18 protein-coding genes and 1 other RNA gene are annotated in these 16576 nt (G+C 59.0%); 4 read left to right on the top strand and 15 right to left on the bottom strand.

What is annotated here, in order from left to right:
* Positions 1-168 precede the first annotated feature (168 nt).
* The 5 genes from ssrA to ftsE form a co-directional block, all read right to left on the bottom strand.
* Positions 169-549, bottom strand: a transfer-messenger RNA (tmRNA) gene (ssrA, locus tag MHK00_RS05250).
* Positions 550-611: 62 nt separating this feature from the next.
* Entirely contained in the window at positions 612-968 is a 357-nt protein-coding gene (locus tag MHK00_RS05245; RefSeq protein WP_250410767.1) for a DUF488 domain-containing protein, read from the bottom strand.
* Positions 961-1464, bottom strand: coding sequence for an SsrA-binding protein SmpB (gene smpB, locus MHK00_RS05240; RefSeq protein WP_005322310.1), 504 nt, complete (start codon positions 1462-1464; stop codon positions 961-963). Before smpB ends, MHK00_RS05245 begins: the two co-directional genes overlap by 8 nt.
* Before the next feature lie 44 nt (positions 1465-1508).
* Positions 1509-2411 carry a permease-like cell division protein FtsX gene (gene ftsX / locus MHK00_RS05235; protein WP_250410766.1) on the bottom strand — a complete coding sequence of 301 codons (903 nt, stop codon included), beginning with the start codon at positions 2409-2411 and terminating at the stop codon, positions 1509-1511.
* Positions 2408-3097 (bottom strand): cell division ATP-binding protein FtsE, encoded by a 690-nt coding sequence (gene ftsE, locus MHK00_RS05230; protein ID WP_150851432.1) that lies wholly within the window; start codon positions 3095-3097, stop codon positions 2408-2410. The genes ftsX and ftsE overlap by 4 nt, the downstream gene beginning before the upstream one ends.
* Positions 3098-3205: 108 nt before the next feature.
* Here ftsE and MHK00_RS05225 point away from each other — a divergent pair, with 108 nt between their 5' ends.
* Positions 3206-4825: an AbgT family transporter gene (locus MHK00_RS05225; RefSeq protein WP_250410765.1), complete on the top strand. Its 1620-nt coding sequence runs from the start codon at positions 3206-3208 to the stop codon at positions 4823-4825.
* 83 nt (positions 4826-4908) lie between these two features.
* On the opposite strand, the gene prfB is transcribed toward MHK00_RS05225, so the two are convergent.
* Positions 4909-6012 carry a peptide chain release factor 2 gene (prfB, locus tag MHK00_RS05220; protein ID WP_250410764.1) on the bottom strand — a complete coding sequence of 368 codons (1104 nt, stop codon included), beginning with the start codon at positions 6010-6012 and terminating at the stop codon, positions 4909-4911.
* Between the two features lie 60 nt (positions 6013-6072).
* Here prfB and MHK00_RS05215 point away from each other — a divergent pair, with 60 nt between their 5' ends.
* Both MHK00_RS05215 and hisN read left to right on the top strand, forming a co-directional pair.
* Entirely contained in the window at positions 6073-6909 is an 837-nt protein-coding gene (locus MHK00_RS05215) for an inositol monophosphatase family protein (RefSeq protein ID WP_005322319.1), read from the top strand.
* Positions 6902-7684 (top strand): histidinol-phosphatase, encoded by a 783-nt coding sequence (hisN, locus tag MHK00_RS05210; protein WP_250410763.1) that lies wholly within the window; start codon positions 6902-6904, stop codon positions 7682-7684. The genes MHK00_RS05215 and hisN overlap by 8 nt, the downstream gene beginning before the upstream one ends.
* A gap of 237 nt (positions 7685-7921) precedes the next feature.
* Here hisN and MHK00_RS05205 read toward each other — a convergent pair whose 3' ends face one another.
* Positions 7922-9010, bottom strand: a complete 1089-nt coding sequence (locus tag MHK00_RS05205; protein ID WP_250410762.1) for a trypsin-like serine protease — start codon at positions 9008-9010, stop codon at positions 7922-7924.
* A gap of 149 nt (positions 9011-9159) precedes the next feature.
* Between MHK00_RS05205 and MHK00_RS05200 the strand changes: the two genes are divergently transcribed.
* Positions 9160-9603, top strand: coding sequence for a DUF1990 family protein (locus MHK00_RS05200; protein WP_250410761.1), 444 nt, complete (start codon positions 9160-9162; stop codon positions 9601-9603).
* A 66-nt stretch (positions 9604-9669) separates the two neighbouring features.
* Here MHK00_RS05200 and MHK00_RS05195 read toward each other — a convergent pair whose 3' ends face one another.
* The 8 genes from MHK00_RS05195 to MHK00_RS05160 form a co-directional block, all read right to left on the bottom strand.
* Positions 9670-10503 (bottom strand): kinesin, encoded by an 834-nt coding sequence (locus MHK00_RS05195; protein ID WP_250410760.1) that lies wholly within the window; start codon positions 10501-10503, stop codon positions 9670-9672.
* A gap of 24 nt (positions 10504-10527) precedes the next feature.
* Entirely contained in the window at positions 10528-11340 is an 813-nt protein-coding gene (locus MHK00_RS05190) for an ABC transporter ATP-binding protein (protein ID WP_250410759.1), read from the bottom strand.
* Entirely contained in the window at positions 11337-12326 is a 990-nt protein-coding gene (locus MHK00_RS05185) for a FecCD family ABC transporter permease (protein WP_250410758.1), read from the bottom strand. Before MHK00_RS05185 ends, MHK00_RS05190 begins: the two co-directional genes overlap by 4 nt.
* Positions 12316-13248 (bottom strand): FecCD family ABC transporter permease, encoded by a 933-nt coding sequence (locus MHK00_RS05180; RefSeq protein WP_250410757.1) that lies wholly within the window; start codon positions 13246-13248, stop codon positions 12316-12318. Before MHK00_RS05180 ends, MHK00_RS05185 begins: the two co-directional genes overlap by 11 nt.
* Positions 13249-13277: 29 nt before the next feature.
* Positions 13278-14150, bottom strand: a complete 873-nt coding sequence (locus tag MHK00_RS05175; protein ID WP_250410756.1) for an ABC transporter substrate-binding protein — start codon at positions 14148-14150, stop codon at positions 13278-13280.
* 201 nt (positions 14151-14351) lie between these two features.
* Entirely contained in the window at positions 14352-14738 is a 387-nt protein-coding gene (locus tag MHK00_RS05170) for an ATP-binding cassette domain-containing protein (protein WP_394286743.1), read from the bottom strand.
* A gap of 528 nt (positions 14739-15266) precedes the next feature.
* The gene (locus MHK00_RS05165) at positions 15267-16028 is read right to left on the bottom strand and encodes a hypothetical protein (protein ID WP_250410755.1); all 762 of its coding nucleotides are present in this window, start codon (positions 16026-16028) and stop codon (positions 15267-15269) included.
* Complete coding sequence (locus MHK00_RS05160) at positions 16021-16401, bottom strand: hypothetical protein (protein WP_086589235.1); 381 nt, start codon at positions 16399-16401, stop codon at positions 16021-16023. Before MHK00_RS05160 ends, MHK00_RS05165 begins: the two co-directional genes overlap by 8 nt.
* Positions 16402-16576 lie beyond the last annotated feature (175 nt).

Genomic DNA, 16576 nt, shown 5'->3' with positions numbered 1-16576 from the left:
GTGCCTACAACCACTCTATGGGAATACGCAAAGGCCACGTGCCCTAAACCACGCAGTCCACCAACACAAAATGTCGTTTACCCCGACACGCCGGAAAACAACACATTTTGTCGTTTAACCCTAAAAGCCATTGCATGGAAAAAGGCCCCCGATTTCTCGGGGGCCTACCGGTGGAGCTGCCGGGAATTGAACCCGGGTCCTTCGTCACCTTGCCAGGGCTTCTCCGTGCGCAGTCCGCACAGAATCTCTGCTCGGCCCTCCGGATCGGGCGAACACGTCCGGATGATGGGCCCAGTCACCAGTAAGAGTCCCGACTGGTCCTGATGACCCGGCCAGCCGGCTAGTTCCTTAGTCGATGCCAGGTTCTAGGTCAGGAACGAAACCTAGGCTGACAGACACGCGTCGCTGTAATTAGGCAGCGAGGGCGTAGTCACGCTGAGAGTTCTTCTCTGCGTTTATTGGTTGCTACGACGCTTATACGGTGGTCGTTAGCCTGCACCGGCACGCTTCCCCTGGCGCAGTGCACGAAGTCGAAACCAAATCAACCCCATGCTGTAGGGACGGGATAGTGCGTCTTCCCTACGGTTCGTTCAACACTACCCCACCCGCTTTTATTTCCTCAAGTGCTCCTCTAACCACTCCTTGAGGACGACCGCATGGTTGACCGTGCGGTTGGCGGCGGCGAAGAGGAGGGTGGCGTCGGCAAGCGCACGCAGCTGGGCGAGCTCGTCGGAGTCATTGTCATCAAGCTCGGCCTTGTAGCGGCGGGCAAACTCGTCGAAGCGATCTTCGTCGTGGTTCCACCACTTGCGCAGCTCGGGGCTCGGCGCGACGTCCTTGAACCACTCATCGTAGGCTAAATCGCTCTTGGCGACGCCCCGGGGCCACATCCGATCCACCAGCACCCCCGCGCCATCGATGGTGTCCTCGCCCTTAACTACGTCGTGAACCTTTGCCGTCTTAAACATTGATCCCCTTCACGCGACGGCCGAGCTCGCGAGAAATCTCGCGGTCTTGGTCGCGACGCTTAATATCCTCTCGCTTGTCATAGTCCTGCTTACCTTGGGCCAGCGCGAGCGAAAGCTTGGCGTAGCCATTCTTGAGGTAGACCTTGAGCGGAACCAAGGTCTTATTGCCGTTGCGCACCTGCCCGTAGAGCTTGTCGATCTCGCGGCGGTGCAGCAAAAGCTTGCGGGTGCGCCGCGGGCTGTGGTTCGTCCACGAGCCCATGGAATATTCCGGGATGTGCAGGTTGCGCAGGTATACCTCGCCATCATCGATGGTAGCGAAGGCATCATTGAGCGAGATTTTTCCCTCCCGCAGGGATTTGATCTCGGTGCCGAGCAGGACGATGCCACACTCGTATTCCTCGAGGATCTTGTAGTCATGCCGGGCCCGGCGGTTGGTAGCGAGCGTTGCTTCGCCGGACGCCGCCTTCTTATTCTTCTTGCCCTTCTTAGCCATAATTATGGCAGTGTAGTGCCCTTTTAGCCGGCCCGGCAAACGGGCTATTTGCGCACATAGGACCGCAGGGCGATATGTGCTGTGACGGCGGTGACCACCAGCGCCAGCAAGCCCACGAGAGGCAGGGCAATCCAGAGGTCGCCGGACTTCATGGGGGCGAGCAGCTGGGATTCATACAGCCCTTGCAGGGATGGGTCCACCACTTGGGATTTGCCCAGGAAAATCCCGGCGCCACCCAAGACCACGCCGATGAGCGAGGCCAGTACGGCCTCCACTACGAACGGCGCCTGCGTCATCCACCGGCTTGCGCCCACCATGCGCATGATTTCCGTTTCGCGGGTGCGGTGGAACGCGGCAATTTGCACCATATTGGCCACCAAGAAGATGGCCGCCACGGACATCACGATGGCCAGCACAAAGGTGGCGTTACGGATGGAGTCCAGGTTGCTTGCGGCATCGCGCACTTCCTGCTGCTGGTCGACAACAACCTCTACCGCCGGATTATCCCTAATCGCATCGATCGCAGAAGCGTCTTCTGGATCCTTCAGGCGCACGTGGAACGCTGCCGGCAGTGCGTCGGGCGAGGTTTGTTCCACCATGACGGGGTCGGTGTCTTGGAAGAGTTCCTTGAACCGCTCATAGGATTCCGCGCGGTTACGGTATTCCACGGACTCGACGGAATCATCCGCGTCGAGTTGCTTTTTGAGGTCCGCACAGGCGGGAGTTGCACAATCCGGGTCACCGGCGGAAATATCCTCATTGAGCTGCACCATGACCTCGACGCGGTCAAGGTAGATCTCCTTGGTGTCCTTGGTCAGGTTGGTCACCATGATGCCGGCGACAACGAGGCCTACCGCAATGGCGGTGGTAATGATCATGGCGATCGTCATGGTCAGGTTGCGGCCGAGTCCCTTGGTGGCCTCGCGAAAAATAAACCCTAGCTTCATGCTTCCCCCTCATACATCGCCTCGTGCTCGTCGCGCACGAGGACTCCATTGCGCAGCTCCAGTACGCGTTTGCGTGCCCTATTGACGGCGCGGGCATTGTGGGTGGACATCACCACGGTGGTGCCACGGCGGTTGATGCCCAGCAGCAAGTCCATGATCTCGTCGGCGGTGGAGGGATCGAGGTTGCCCGTGGGTTCGTCGGCAAGCAGCAGCTTCGGCCGATTGACCACGGCGCGCGCAATGGCCACGCGCTGCTGCTCGCCACCGGAAAGCTCGTGCGGATACGCATCGCGGCGATCCTCTAGGCCCACCAAGTCTAAAACCTGCGGGACCGAGGTGGAGATGCGGTACTTGCTCTTGCCAATAACCTCCAGCGCAAAGGCCACGTTTTGATACACCGTCAGCTTGGGAAGCAGGCGAAAGTCCTGGAATACATAACCAATGGACTGACGCAGCGCGTTGATCTGCTTGCCCGAAAGCTCATTGACATGGAAATCATCGAAATAAATATCGCCCTTGGTCACGTTGCTATAGCGCACCATGAGCTCCAGGAAGGTGGACTTACCGGAGCCAGACGGGCCAATGAGGAAGGCGAATTCGCCATCCGCAATCTCGAAGGACACCCCGTCGAGCGCTGGGCGAGACTCGGCGGAGTAAGCCTTAGTCACGTTGTCGAATCTAATCACGCGAATCACTGTAGCAACTAAAGTTGACACCACGCTGTGAACTGTATTTAAGTAATGTGGTCTAAGACACTAATTTGTTCCGAGCGATCGACAGAAAGTGCCGATACAATGGCCGAAACCGAAACTAAAGAAAAACCACGTTCTGCAAGCGGCTTCCTGGGCACTGTAGAAAAGATTGGCAATAAGCTGCCGGATCCATTCTGGCTCTTCGTCATCCTCGCAGCCATCGTCGCTGTGACCTCGTGGCTAGGACACCTCGTCGGCATGACCGCCGAGGACCCCAAGACCGGCGATACCATCGAAGTCGAATCCCTGCTGACCACCGAGAATATCTCGCGCATGGTTACTGATGCAGTGGAGAACTTCACCAGCTTCCCGCCGCTCGGCGTCATCCTTGCCGTAATGCTCGGCGTGGCCGTGGCGGAGCAGTCTGGCCTGCTTTCCGCTTTGGTGCGCGCGATGGTGACTAAGGTCAGCGCGAAAATGCTGACCTTCGTTGTGGCGCTGGCCGGCGTGACCGGCTCCGTAGCTTCCGACGCCATCTACGTCATTCTGATTCCGCTGGGCGCAATGGCCTTCCACGCCGTGGGCCGCTCCCCCATCGTGGGCGCGATGGTGGCCTTTGCGGCATCGTCAGCCGGCTTTAATGCCTCGCTGATTCTCAATATCACCGATCTCCTGCTGGCGGGCATTTCTACCCCGGCCGCACAGTTTGTGGACCCAGAATATGAAGTCAGCCCGCTGGCCAATATCTTCTTTGTCATCCCATCCGCCATCGTGCTCTCGCTCATCATTACCGCGGTCACGGAATTCCTCATGGTCAAAAAGGCCCGCGAGCTGGTGGACCACGACCACATCAATTACGAAGAGGTGTCCTTTTCCAAGGCCGCCGGTGGGGCCGGCGCGAATGCAGAGGAGGGTGAGGAGTACGACTTCACCGATGATGAAGAGGCGATGCGCATCAAGCCCAACGAGCAGCGTGGTCTGATTGCTTCCGGCATCGCGCTGGTGCTCTTCCTGGCTGCCTTCTTTGCCTTGCTCTTTATCCCCGGCTCCCCACTGGCAAGCCAGGGGGATAGCTTCATGGAGTCGCCGCTCATTAGCGCCATCGCGGTGCCAATTGCCCTGGCGTTCTTGGTATGCGGCATCGTCTACGGCTTGGTGGCAGGCACCGTGAAGTCTTTTGCTGATGTTCCGGAGTTTATGGCCAAGGGCATCGAGACCCTCGTTCCCATGCTGGTCCTCTTCTTCGCCGTCGCCCAGTTCCTGGCCTGGTTCGAGTGGTCGAACTTGGGCGTGTGGACTGCGATTAAGGGCTCCGAGCTGCTCCAGCACTGGTCCCTGCCGCCGCTGGTCATGTTCGCCGCACTGGTGGCCATGGTCGCACTGCTTAACCTCTTCATCACCTCCGGTTCCGCCCAGTGGGCCCTGATGGCCCCGGTCATCGTGCCGATGATGATGTATGTGGGCGTCTCGCCTGAGGTCTCCCAGATGCTCTTCCGTATCGGTGACTCCCCAACGAATATCATCACGCCGATGTCGCCCTACTTCGCCTTGGCGCTGACCTTCCTGCAGCGCTATTACAAGCCAGCAGGCGTGGGAACTTTGATGTCGCTGGCGCTGCCCTACTCCCTCTGCATGATCGTGGGTTGGTTCGCCTTCTTCGTCATCTGGTATCTCATCGGCATTCCGCTGGGACCGGGCGCACCGATGGACTACGCGGGTTAGGTCCATAGAGATCAGGCCGAACTGAGGAATTTCTCCCCTCAGTTCGGCCTTTTCGCGTTCAATTCAGCCCGATCAGTATGGACCTAAGCTTGATCGTCTTGTTGCTGCATGCGCCAGCGGATGCCGGATTCCAGGAAGCCATCGATATCGCCATCGAGCACCTTGGAGGGATCGCCCACCTCAAAATTGGTACGCAAGTCTTTAACCATCTGATACGGGTGCAGCACGTAGGAGCGCATCTGGTTGCCCCAAGAGGCGTTGCCACCGGCGCCCAACGCATCGAGCTCAGCTTGTTCCTCCTGCCGCTTGCGCTCCAGCAGCTTTGCCTGCAGCACGCGCATGGCCGAGGCCTTATTTTGAATCTGCGACTTTTCGTTCTGGCAGGTCACCACAATGCCGGTGGGAATGTGGGTCAGGCGCACCGCCGAGTCGGTGGTATTGACAGACTGGCCGCCTGGACCAGAAGAACGATAGACATCGACGCGCACCTCTGAATCCGGCACCTCAATCGAGTCAGTCTGCTCCACCACCGGAAGCACCTCTACCTCTGCGAAGGACGTCTGGCGCCGCCCTTGGTTATCAAAGGGCGAGATGCGCACCAGGCGGTGCGCACCCTGCTCCACGGAGAGCTGGCCATACATGTATTCTCCGTGGACCACAAAGGTCGCAGACTTGATGCCTGCTTCTTCCGCATAGGAGATGTCATAGACATCCACCTTGTGACCGTGCTTTTCCGCCCACCGCGTGTACATGCGCATGAGCATCTCGGCCCAGTCGGCCGCGTCCACACCGCCGGCGCCAGAGCGGATATTGATAACCGCCTCACGCGGGTCATACTCACCAGAAAGCATGGTGGTGACCTCCAGCGATTCGATGGCAGATTCCAGGGAATCAAGCTCATCATCCGCCAGGGAGGTATCCCCTTCTTCTTCCGCGAGTTCGTACATCACGGGCATGTCCTCCAGTCGCCCGCGCAGCGATTCCAGCTTGCGAACCTTAGCCTGCGCTGCGGAAAGCTCGGAGGTGACCTGTTGCGCATGGGCGGGGTCATCCCACAGGGACGGGTCGCCGGCTTGGGCCTCTAGTTCCCGAATGCGGGCAGCCAAAGCCTCCGGGTCCATGACCTTCTCGATGGTGGTCAGGGTGGTTTCCAATTGCTTGAGCCGTGCTGTTACTTCGGGACGCATAGGCCCCAATCCTACCCACCCGGCCGGCATAATTAGCCATCGGCCGCGTTTAGGGTGACAATGGTGGGCATGGATCAAAAGCCGAGCTTGCAGGAGATGATCGACGCGGTCATCAAGACCTTCATTGTCGCGCACGCGGATGACGGGGATGCGCACCTAGCGCAGGCCCTTGTCTATAACGCCGGCCGCCTGGCCTGGCGCCTGCGCGAGATGGGCGTCGACGTAGAGCAAAAGACTTCTATCTCGGACGTTGTTACGGATGCGGACAGGGCGGCCGAGCGCTTCGTTGCGGGCGTGCTCGAGGCCGTGCGCCCGGAAGACGGCATCCTCGGCGAAGAGGGTGCGGCCCGCGAGTCCCAGTCCGGCCGCACCTGGGTCATTGACCCGGTCGATGGCACCTACAACTTCTCTTCCGGCTCCGATTATTGGTGCTCTGCGCTCGCGCTTACCGACGCCACCGGGATCACCCTCGGCGCCGTCCACCGCCCCGCCATGGGCTATACCTGGTTCGGCGGCCGGGACTACCCCACTTCCCTCGACGGGAAAGAGGTAGCTCGCCTAGAGGAGAAGCCGGCCGAGCAGATTTCACTATCCACGTATCTGCACCCAACCTCGCTGGTGGATGCGGATATCCGCGGGGCATGGCAGCGCGTGGCGGAAAACTTTGCTACAGTCCGTATGCTCGGTGCCGGTTCTGTTGACCTGTCCTCCGTGGCCGATGGCACATGGGGCGCATGGATGCAGCATTCGGTGGCGGATTGGGATTGGTTCCCCGGCAAGGCCCTCGTGGAGGCGGCCGGCGGTGCTGCCCGCAAGGTAGAAGCCGGCGGCGTCGAATGGTGCCTGGCCGGCAATAAACAGGTAGTGGATCAGATGGAGGATTGGCTCCGTGGGTAAGTTCAAAGAAGACTTGGGCCTCGCGCTCGAGCTGGCGGGCCATGCCGATGTAGTGACCATGCATCGTTTCGAGGCCTCGGACCTTTCCGTCAAGGAAAAGCCAGATATGTCTCCCGTATCGGATGCGGATCTCACCTGTGAGAAGCAAATCCGCGAATCCCTTAAGCGCTCCCGCCCGCGCGATGAAGTGCTGGGCGAGGAATACGGCGGCGAGGCCTGCTATAAGGGCCGCCAGTGGGTCATCGATCCCATCGACGGCACCAAGAACTTCGTGCGTGGCGTCCCCGTATGGGCCACGCTCATCTCCCTTTTGGAAGATGGCGAACCGGTAGTCTCGGTTGTTTCCGCACCCGCCCTGCGCCGCCGGTGGTATGCAGCCAAGGGCGCTGGTGCCTTCCGCGTTTTCGGCGGCGAGCCGAAGCGCTTGAGCGTATCCCACGTGGAAAAGCTCGCCGATTCTTCGCTGGCCATGAGCTCGCTGACCGGATGGGCCGAACGCGGCCTGCGCGATCAGTTCCTCGCACTCACGGACAAGACCTGGCGCCTGCGCGGCTATGGCGATTTCTGGTCCTACTGCCTCGTGGCCGAAGGTGCGGTAGACATCGCCGCCGAACCCGAGGTGTCCTTGTGGGACCTCGCCGCGCCCTCCCTCATCGTGACCGAGGCCGGCGGTACGTTCACGGATCTGGACGGAAACCCCGGCCCACACGGCGGATCCGGCGTCGCCTCCAACGGCCTGCTCCACAAGCACGCCCTAGCCGCACTGCAGCGCTAGGGATTTCTCCGCAGCTGAAGTAACACGCACCTGCCGCCCAGCGTTTCGCATCCGGGTTAGCGGCGGGTGCGTGACAATAAGGACGGCTGCACTATCGCGCGGCTCTCTGACTGGCTTCTGGATAGGGCTCGCAAGTAATTCACGCTATACCCCACTGGCTGTGGTTATTAGCACCAGCCAAAGATGCACAAAGCCCGCTCCCCAAGGCTGGGAAAGCGGGCAAAAGGATTGGCGAGGCTAGTCCTCAGGCAATGTAAAACCAGCACCTACGCCACCGCGGCGGTTCATATCCGCCAAGACTGCATCCATGGTGTTTGCGGCGGTTGGGTTATGCACCGGACCCTGCAGCGGGGTGCGGCACGGGAAATTCACCGGCAGGAAACCGCCGGTAATCGAACCAATGAGTCGGCCGTTGACCAACAACGGTGCACCGGAATCGCCCATCATGGCGCATACCTGGTTAACCTGAATTTTCTTTTCCTGCTGATAGGTCATGCCGCAGGTCTTCCCGGTGGCAACACCCTGCTTGCACACCTGCTGCCCCGGCTTAACGCCACCGCCCAACTCGTTGACGGTCACACCATTATAGGAGCGGGATACCTTGGCCTTAGAGCCGAACTCGATGACGGCGTAATCCAAGTCTTCATTCTTGGACACCACGGTGCCGGTTGGGCCAATCTGCTCCGAATCGGCGGAGGTGACCGAATCCCCCACGTTGCCGCAGTGCGCAGCGGTAAGCCCAACCTTGCGGCCAGCATTATCGTTGCCCGCCACAGTCAGGGTGCACATCATCTTCTCATCGACATAAACCGGGGTGCCGGGGCCATAAAGCGACTCGCCCTCATTCATAGCCGCAACAGATTCTTCTGGAATGCGTGGGGCATCAAAGAACGAGCCCGGCACGCGGTGCAGCACGTAGTCAGCCTGTGGCTTGCCCGCAGCTACCTTGGAAAATCCATCATTTTTCCACTTATAGTTTGGATTGGTTCCCTGCGGCTTAAACTCCGGCTGGGTGGCCTGCTCCGCTAGGCCGATGGGATTCGGGTTGGTCATCGGCTCCGCGTACTGTGCCTGCTGCGCCGTGTGCTGCACGGCTTGCTGCGCGTTGCGCACAGAGGAATCCACGGCGTCGGTGACGTTCTTATCCACCTGCGGGGTTTGGATGCCTACCCCAGCCAGGCCATCTCGGACCTGGTCAATAATCCCTGCGGAATCGAAATCCGGTTGGGGCAATTCCTGGGCGCCTGCGGCCGGGGAGCCTAGGAAAAACGCACCAGCGAAAGCCGAGCCCACCAGGACTTTCTTAAGGTGCGGTATGCGAAGCATCAAGGTACCTACTTTCAGTTGTCAACATCGTGCAAACTCGATACTGGCACGAAAAAATTGTGGAATCAGCAAACTCCTGTGACTGTGTCCAAGCCGTTATATTTCTTCCAGAATTCGGGGGTAATCACCCCTCCCCTATCATTGGGCGCATGGTCACACCGCTGTCTTATTCCGATACCTCTGGCTTCCCGCAGCTGCACATGTCACGAGTCATCGACGCTGATTTTGATACCGCCGCGCACCGGCTTTTCCGCTGGTCAATCCAACGCAGCGGCCTTTTCCGCGTGCGGCCCACCCATGAGGTGGTGGAGCTCGGTGCGGAGGTCACCATGGGCCTCGGCCCGTGGGATTTTCGCTGTCGCGTGGTCGATGTCTTCCACGAAGACGGCCGCTGCGGGTTCACCTACGGCACCCTCCCCGGACACCTCGAGCGCGGCGAGGAAACCTTCACCCTTGAGCGCCTGCGCGATGGTCGCACGCTGCTGCTTATCGACGCCGCCTCCGAGCCCTTCCTCCCCTTCCTGCGCCCCCTTGTGGACGTGCCAAGGCGCCTGCTGATTAGCCGACTCTACCTTCACGCCTTGGACGATTAGCAGGATTGTATATACGACAAAAGCCGCCTCCCCGACGCCGGGAAAGCGGCTTAAACTCGGCGCTGGTTAATTCTTGCGCTTGTCCTCAATGGACTCGCGCGCATCGCGCACAGCGCCCTTGACGCGGTCAAAGAAGCCACCCTTCTTCGTGGACTCCTCCTGGTACTCGTGTGCCTTGTCCTCCACGAAGCCCTTAGCGCGCTGGAACGCATCGCCGACGGCGCTACCAGCCTCGGATGCCTTGCCCTTTAGCTGGTCCAGGCGCTCAGAGGACTGCTGACCGTTAACGTTGTCCTGGTTCGGCGCAGTAGCAACGCGCTCTTCGTTTGCTTCACCTACGATGTGCTGGCTTGGCGCGTAGTCCGAGTTATCCTCGTCCAGCTTCTCCTGCAGGTCCGGCTGCTGCGGGGCGGAGCCGATGTGCTCTTCCTGTGCCCCACCTACGATGTGCTGGCTCGGTGCATAGTCCGAGTTATCCTCGTCCAACTTCTCCTGCAGATCCGGCTGCTGCGGAGCCGAACCAATGTGCTCTTCCTTCGCGCCGCCTACAATGTGCTGGCTTGGCGCGTAGTCAGAGTTATCCTCGTCCAGCTTCTCCTGCAGATCCGGCTGCTCGGAGGCAGAGCCTACATGCTCTTCGTCGGCGCCAGCGACAACGTGATTCTGCGGCTCGTACTTGCTGGCGGTGGATTCTGCATTATCCGCAGCCTGCTTGCCTACCGGCGTGGATAGGCCCGCTGCGCCCGCGGCGCCTGCCGCTGCAACACCTGCACCCGCTGCAGCCGCGCCGGACTGAGCGGAGGCGCCCGACTTAGCTGCCGAAGACACAGTGTCCTCAGATGCCAGGTACTTGTATTCGTTGCGGTCCAGGTCAACTTCGTGGCCTAGGTTATTCGCCATTGCTGCGTACTCCTTTAAATAGATTTATCTTCTCCCCTCTAGGGTTCCAGAAAATTCAGGAGCGTGCACGGAAATGGGTATGGGAAAGCGTCGACCGGTGGAGGGATCAGTCATCTCTAAACACTCAACATGGAAGGTTTCGCGTACGAGTTCAGCAGTCATCACCTCCTCGGTGACCCCTTCGGCCACAATGCGTCCCTCACGCATGGCTACGATTCTATCGGCGTAACGCGCGGCGTGGACCATATCGTGGACCACCATGACCACTGTGGTCCCGGCACCATTGAGGTCTCGGATGAGCTCCAAGATGGACAGTTGGTGCGCAGGGTCGAGGTAAGTAGTCGGCTCGTCAAGCAAGGTAATTGGTGTTTCTTGGGCCAAGGTCATGGCGAGGAAAACACGCTGGCGCTGACCGCCGGAAAGGTTTGCGGCGGAGGCATCGAGAAGCTCGCTCACCCCAGCACGCGAGGCAGCACGCTCAACCGCTGCATGATCTCCGGCCCGCATCGTCGCTAGCGCTCCTGTATAGGGATAGCGGCCGTAACCGATGACGTCGCGCACTAATACCCCTTCCGGGGCCACGGGATGTTGTGGCAGAAAAGAAACTTCACGGGCAAAGGCACGCGAGGAATACTCACTGATTTTTTGGTCCCCGAGGTACACCGCGCCTGCGCTGGGCGTGAGTTGGCGGCCCAGTGTTTTAAGAAGCGTCGATTTGCCGCAGCCATTCGGCCCGATCAGAGCCGTTACTTGTCCGCTAGTTAAGTGGAGATTTACTTCTTTGACCACATCGGGACCCCCGTAGCCCACGGTTAATCCGCTACACGTCAATGTCATGTCAAGCCTCCGTTTCGCACTCGGGTCAGCCGAGTCAATAGGAAAATGAAATAGGGTGCGCCAATCAGCGCGATGAGCGCGCCGACGGGGATTTCCGTGGGGGCGAAGGCCCAGCGACCGAACGTATCGCATACAGTCACAAGGACCGCACCGCCTAGGGCCGCCACGGGCATTTGCCGGCGCAGGTTTGCACCAACAATCAAGCGGGCAGCATGCGGGACGATGAGCCCGGCGAAACCCAAGACCCCGGCTGCGGCGACTCCCGCGGCGCCAAGGATAACGGCCAGGGCCACTGCTATTAGGCGCCATATCTTGGTGCTCACTCCGATGCCGGCCATGGTGGAATCATCCAGCGCGAGCATGTCCAGGTGCTTTGCCACCACCATCGCGATGGTTAGGGCGAGAAGGATAAAGGGGGCGACGATAGCGGCGTCGCCAAGCGAGCGGGCGTAAAGCGAACCTTTCAGCCATGTCATGGCCGCTCCAGCCTCTGGCGCGGCGCGCACCAAGAGCAGTTCAGTGATGGCACCCAGCCCGAAAGATACCGCCACCCCGGTAAGGGGCAGGCGCACCGGATCGCTTACCCCGCGTCCAGCAAAAAGGAGAACCACCCCAGTTCCAGCCAACGCGCCGATAAAGGCGATAAAGGTCAGCAGGTGGGCCGGCAGGGCGCCTACTCCCATGAGTACCGCAACGGCCGCGAGTCCACCGCCGGAGGTAATACCCACCGTATCTGGAGCGGCCAAAGGATTGCGTAGCGCGGACTGCAATAGACACCCAGAAACAGCCATGGCACTGCCCGCGCAAATACCTACCAAGATCCGCGGTGCGCGGTACTTCCAGATGAGCGGATCTCCGGCAAAGAAGCCAGTGGTCACCTCGCCCGGCGATTTCATCACCGCACCGACGCCCATGCCGATAACTGCGCTCAATACCAACGCCAGGATGAGCCCTACCAGAACCCCTACAAATCTCTTATGCCGCATGCCTCCCCCTCCCTAGGGCATGGACGGACCACAGCACTAAGGGCATGCCAGCCAAAGAAGTCACGATGCCTACTGGGGTCTCGGCCGGCGCCCAGATTGCCTGCCCAACCGAGTCGGCCACCAGAAGCACCGCTGCTCCTACAATTCCAGCCACACACAGCCCCATGCGATGGTGCGGGCCGCACACCCGCCACGCTACGGTCGCGGCCATCAGCCCCAAAAATCCAATCGGCCCGGTTGCGGCTACCGAAGGAGCAATGAGCACTACCGCCTCCACAATGGCAGCCAACCGAATGCGCTCCGGCTTCGCCCCCACAGCACCGGCCACGGCATCACCGGCTACGAGCAAGTCCAGCGTTTGCGCACCGACTAAGGTCAAGGGAACCACGACCAGCACAGCGACCAGTGCGGGCATAATATCGCTTAGGCGTACACCGGCAAGCCGGCCAGAGAGCCATGACATCACCGTCGCCAGTTGAGCTTCATCTATCACCAGAAAAATGGAGGTCAAGGCGCTACACAGCGCGGAAACAGCAACGCCCACGAGTACCATGCGCTGGATCGCACCGCTCTTGCCCACGCCCACCGTCACCCCCACAGCAATCCCCGCACCCAGCAGCGCACCGGGCAGCTGGTCAACGCTCGAGGTTTCGCTCCCAGAAAACATTGCGGTTGCGACTGCGCCGAGTGCCGCACCGGAGTTCACACCAGTGATGGACGGATCGGCGAGCGGATTCGCGGTTGCCGTGCGCAGCAATAACCCACCTACACCTAGTGCAATACCGACCACCGTGGTAGCAAGGAGACGGTCAAAAGCCACGCTATGCAGCTCTTCTTCTAACCACGGGGTATCAACTGGCACCTGAACATGGCGGAGCCGCCACCACCACACAAAGGCAGCGGCAGCGGTTGCAAGGACCAAGCAGGCGCTGGCTTTAGTTCGAGGTGCCACTACTTTTCAGCGGCGATAATGTCATCGAGCATATGCTCGGCGGAAAGTGGCCCGCGAGCGCGCGACCAGATATCTTGGTCTACCTCTACGATGTCACCGCTGCCCTTGGCATAGGGCGTCTTTTTAAACGCTTCGACGTCCTTGTACATAAAGACTCGGTCAGCCTTCATTCCAGGGAGCTTATCGCCGGTCAGTTCCGCTACATCAGTCTTAGATTCGATGGAAGACTTCTCACCTTCGAAGGCGTAGTCATAGCCCACTTTACTCAGTAGCGACTGAGGGAAAGAGGGGTTGACCCAGGTATAGAGCATCTCGCTGGACCAGCCAGCCACGACCGCACGACTCCCCGGCTTTACCGTGTCCTTGGTCTGAGCAATCTTGTCCTCGATGCGCTGACGGACGTCTTTAGCCTTTTCCTCTTTGCCGAGTTTGGCCGCGATCTCATCCATCGAGTCCAGCACGTCCGAGTAGGTTTCATCTGGGTAGGATTCCGTCTGCGCAATCTCTTCCAGCTGCGGCATGATATCAGCTTGACGGGTAGGGCTAGCCAAAATCAGATCTGGTTCCAAAGACTGGATAACCTCCAAGTTCGGCTGCTTGGCTTGGCCCACGGAGGTCGCCTGACCTAACTGGCCCTTCAAAGTAGTTGGTGCCTCCGACTTGCCGATTTCTACGATTCCCACAGGGTCCACATCGAGGGCCTTGAGAATTTCCTCATAGCGCCAATCGAGCGCCACAACTCGCTCGATTTTCCTATCTTCACCCAGTCCCTGAGAAGAATCAGAAGAACACGCGGCAAGGCCCACGCCTAGGGCTAAGGTGGCTACGAGTGCGATAACCGCACGCGTTTTAGTGAAGTCTTTCTTTTGCATAGGCTTACCTTAGCTTTATAAGGGTTTACTGTCTAGAGCCTGATTGCTTCCCTCTCCATGACAGACCATGCAGCCACAGGATGAGTTCCATGAGGGATAGCGGTGAGGAGCGGAAACCGAAATCCGCTCTAGCCACGATCATCTACAGCCTCTGCGAACGAACTCCAAACTGCGGTCTTTGGTGTTCATCTTTCGAATGCTCTAGCCCTTGAGCACAGCGCGGGAAACGATGACGGGGGCGTCGCTGAAAGGATCGTCCCAGATTTCTACATCGATACCGTAGGCTGCGGCTAAAATATCCTTCCGCAGTGCTTCCTTGGGAGTCCCCCGGGCTATGACCTCGCCGTTGTTCATAACCGCCCTGGTGTCGGAGTACTGACCAGCCAACATGTGGTCGTGCAGCACAACAACGACTGCCTTACCAGCGCGGGCTTGCTTGCGAACGGGCTCCAAAACACTAATCGCGTGGGCGGGATCGAGGAAGGTCGTAGGCTCGTCGAGCAGCGGCACCGGCGCGCCCTGAGCCAGAGCCAGTGCAAGCCGTGCCCATTGGCGCTGGCCGCCGAAGAAAACGAAAATGGCCCTCATCGGCGAATGGGGAGCAGTTCATCAATCTAGAGGGGCTAACTGTAATTGGCCTTACAACCGTTCCATATCTATAGGCTATGCGAAGTTTCCATAGCCAGAAATGGTGCTCACCCATAAGAACGCGGATACGACGAAAGCCGCGGCGAATGTGAAGGCAAAAGCACGCCATGATCGGTCGCTAAGCCGATCCTTTTTCAACATGTAGACAGATATGGCTAATACACCCAACACCACCAATGAAGGTAGAGGTAGCCCATAGAAAACGAAAGGTATTGGAAGCCATGTGGACAGGAGCACTCCGCCATGAAGGGTTACGACACCCAAGACAATTCCAAAAAGTATTCCCGGAATGATCGTTCTTTCTTTCACAACAAATTCCTTACCAATCAGTTTATCTTGATCAGGCCACCGTTTTTAGCCTGCGCATGACATTCATGGGCCTGACCCCGGAAAGTAGACACGTCGGGGGTCAGGCCCCCAGTTTTCTATCTCCAAAGTAAACAGAACCAAACCGCTTTTGAGTGGCAGCTAGATGATCGGTGATTGTGAATTGTCGAGCCAGGCCACGATGTGGTTTTCGGCTTGTCTCGCAGACGGTAGTTTGTCGAGGTGGCGGTCTCCGTTATGGTTCGTGAGAAGAAGCGGGAAGTAGTTTCCCTTGGCATTGAACTTGACCTGGAGGGTCTCGCCTTGCGAATTCTGGTACGTAACGAAGCCAGCGGACGGAGTCTCCGACAAGTGAGTCAGCCACTTAGGTACGGCTTTGGCAGAGGCGTAACGTTGCTCGCCCAATACGGTAGACGAGGTGGAGATGTCAGTGGTTTCGTCGCCTTCCAAGATCGGAATGCCCAAATGCGGGACCGAAATGGCGATGCCCTGGTGGAGGCCGAGCGCTGAAAGTTTTCGGGCGTCGCTCGAGAGATTTTCCGTGGGGATGTCGATTTTGGCTTGGCCGGGAGCTGGTGGTTCAACCTGCGCCAACTGCGCAATTGCGTCGAGTGCCGCCGTAGACTGAGGTGTATCTTCGAGGGCGATGATGGCCAAGTTGAGAGACTCGCGCTGCGACGTACTCGCCGTGTACAACTCGAGCGAGTCGGACTGATTCACTGAATCCAGCAGGATGCCGAGTATTTCGCCTTGGTAGGCGTAGATGGCCTCATCGATGGCGGTGGTGTCATGAACATTGCTCAACAGATGGTGGAGGTGCTCGGCGGCATCCGAGTCCATGGATTGGTCGTAAACTTTCGCATACAGTCGTCCGATGAGCAGCAGTGCGGAATCGCTATGCATAGTCTTTCGCTCCGTAAAAGTCGAAGGGGTACGGGTGGCTGGTCTTCCCGGCGAGGGGGTTTCGATCCTTTGGAGCGGAAAGCCATCCAGTGATGGCGCTGAGCACTTCGGCAGGCAGGCGCACTTCTTCTCCTTCTGCTGCAGCGAACCTGTAGCTGAGGGCGCCGGTTTTGTCAGCGTTTCCGTCAAGTCGCTCGGCCAGCTCGAATATTGTCAGCGCAGTGATATCTGCAACGAATCTGATTGCGTCATCAGATGACAGGGGCCCTGTTTCCTGGATTCGCGTGTGAAGCTGTTCAATGGTTGGCGTGACGACGTCTTCGAGGTCCGATTGAAATTGCGTCAGCTGTTCGTTGGTGGGCTGCGTTAACACTCTTATAACACTCCAGGGTTCCACGGGATATTTGTAGGTTGAGACAAGCCTTGTTGCTTGAGCTGCTCGATACCATAATCGGTTAGTGCTTCCGCTTCAGATTGGCTGAATCCGACCGAGGTGTGTGCCTTTACCTCGATGGCTCTCACGTCGTTCCAAGTATAGGTATCGACGT

The sequence above is a fragment of the Corynebacterium tuberculostearicum genome, assembly GCF_022347385.1.
In the GTDB taxonomy this organism is placed as follows: Bacteria; Actinomycetota; Actinomycetes; order Mycobacteriales; family Mycobacteriaceae; genus Corynebacterium; species Corynebacterium tuberculostearicum_M.
The sequence above is the reverse complement of the archived record's forward strand: the minus strand, read 5'-3'. Positions and strand labels throughout refer to the sequence as shown.

Coding starts and splice junctions, on each gene's coding strand:
- MHK00_RS05165 (WP_250410755.1), bottom strand. CDS start 16,028: ATGCATAGCGATTCCGCACTGCTGCTCATCGGACGACTGTATGCGAAA.
- MHK00_RS05195 (WP_250410760.1), bottom strand. CDS start 10,503: ATGGCGAATAACCTAGGCCACGAAGTTGACCTGGACCGCAACGAATAC.
- smpB (WP_005322310.1), bottom strand. CDS start 1,464: ATGGCTAAGAAGGGCAAGAAGAATAAGAAGGCGGCGTCCGGCGAAGCA.
- MHK00_RS05200 (WP_250410761.1), top strand. CDS start 9,160: ATGGTCACACCGCTGTCTTATTCCGATACCTCTGGCTTCCCGCAGCTG.
- MHK00_RS05170 (WP_394286743.1), bottom strand. CDS start 14,738: ATGAGGGCCATTTTCGTTTTCTTCGGCGGCCAGCGCCAATGGGCACGG.
- ftsX (WP_250410766.1), bottom strand. CDS start 2,411: ATGAAGCTAGGGTTTATTTTTCGCGAGGCCACCAAGGGACTCGGCCGC.
- MHK00_RS05225 (WP_250410765.1), top strand. CDS start 3,206: ATGGCCGAAACCGAAACTAAAGAAAAACCACGTTCTGCAAGCGGCTTC.
- MHK00_RS05175 (WP_250410756.1), bottom strand. CDS start 14,150: ATGCAAAAGAAAGACTTCACTAAAACGCGTGCGGTTATCGCACTCGTA.
- MHK00_RS05205 (WP_250410762.1), bottom strand. CDS start 9,010: ATGCTTCGCATACCGCACCTTAAGAAAGTCCTGGTGGGCTCGGCTTTC.
- MHK00_RS05190 (WP_250410759.1), bottom strand. CDS start 11,340: ATGACATTGACGTGTAGCGGATTAACCGTGGGCTACGGGGGTCCCGAT.
- MHK00_RS05185 (WP_250410758.1), bottom strand. CDS start 12,326: ATGCGGCATAAGAGATTTGTAGGGGTTCTGGTAGGGCTCATCCTGGCG.
- MHK00_RS05245 (WP_250410767.1), bottom strand. CDS start 968: ATGTTTAAGACGGCAAAGGTTCACGACGTAGTTAAGGGCGAGGACACC.
- MHK00_RS05215 (WP_005322319.1), top strand. CDS start 6,073: ATGGTGGGCATGGATCAAAAGCCGAGCTTGCAGGAGATGATCGACGCG.
- prfB (WP_250410764.1), bottom strand. CDS start 6,012: ATGCGTCCCGAAGTAACAGCACGGCTCAAGCAATTGGAAACCACCCTG.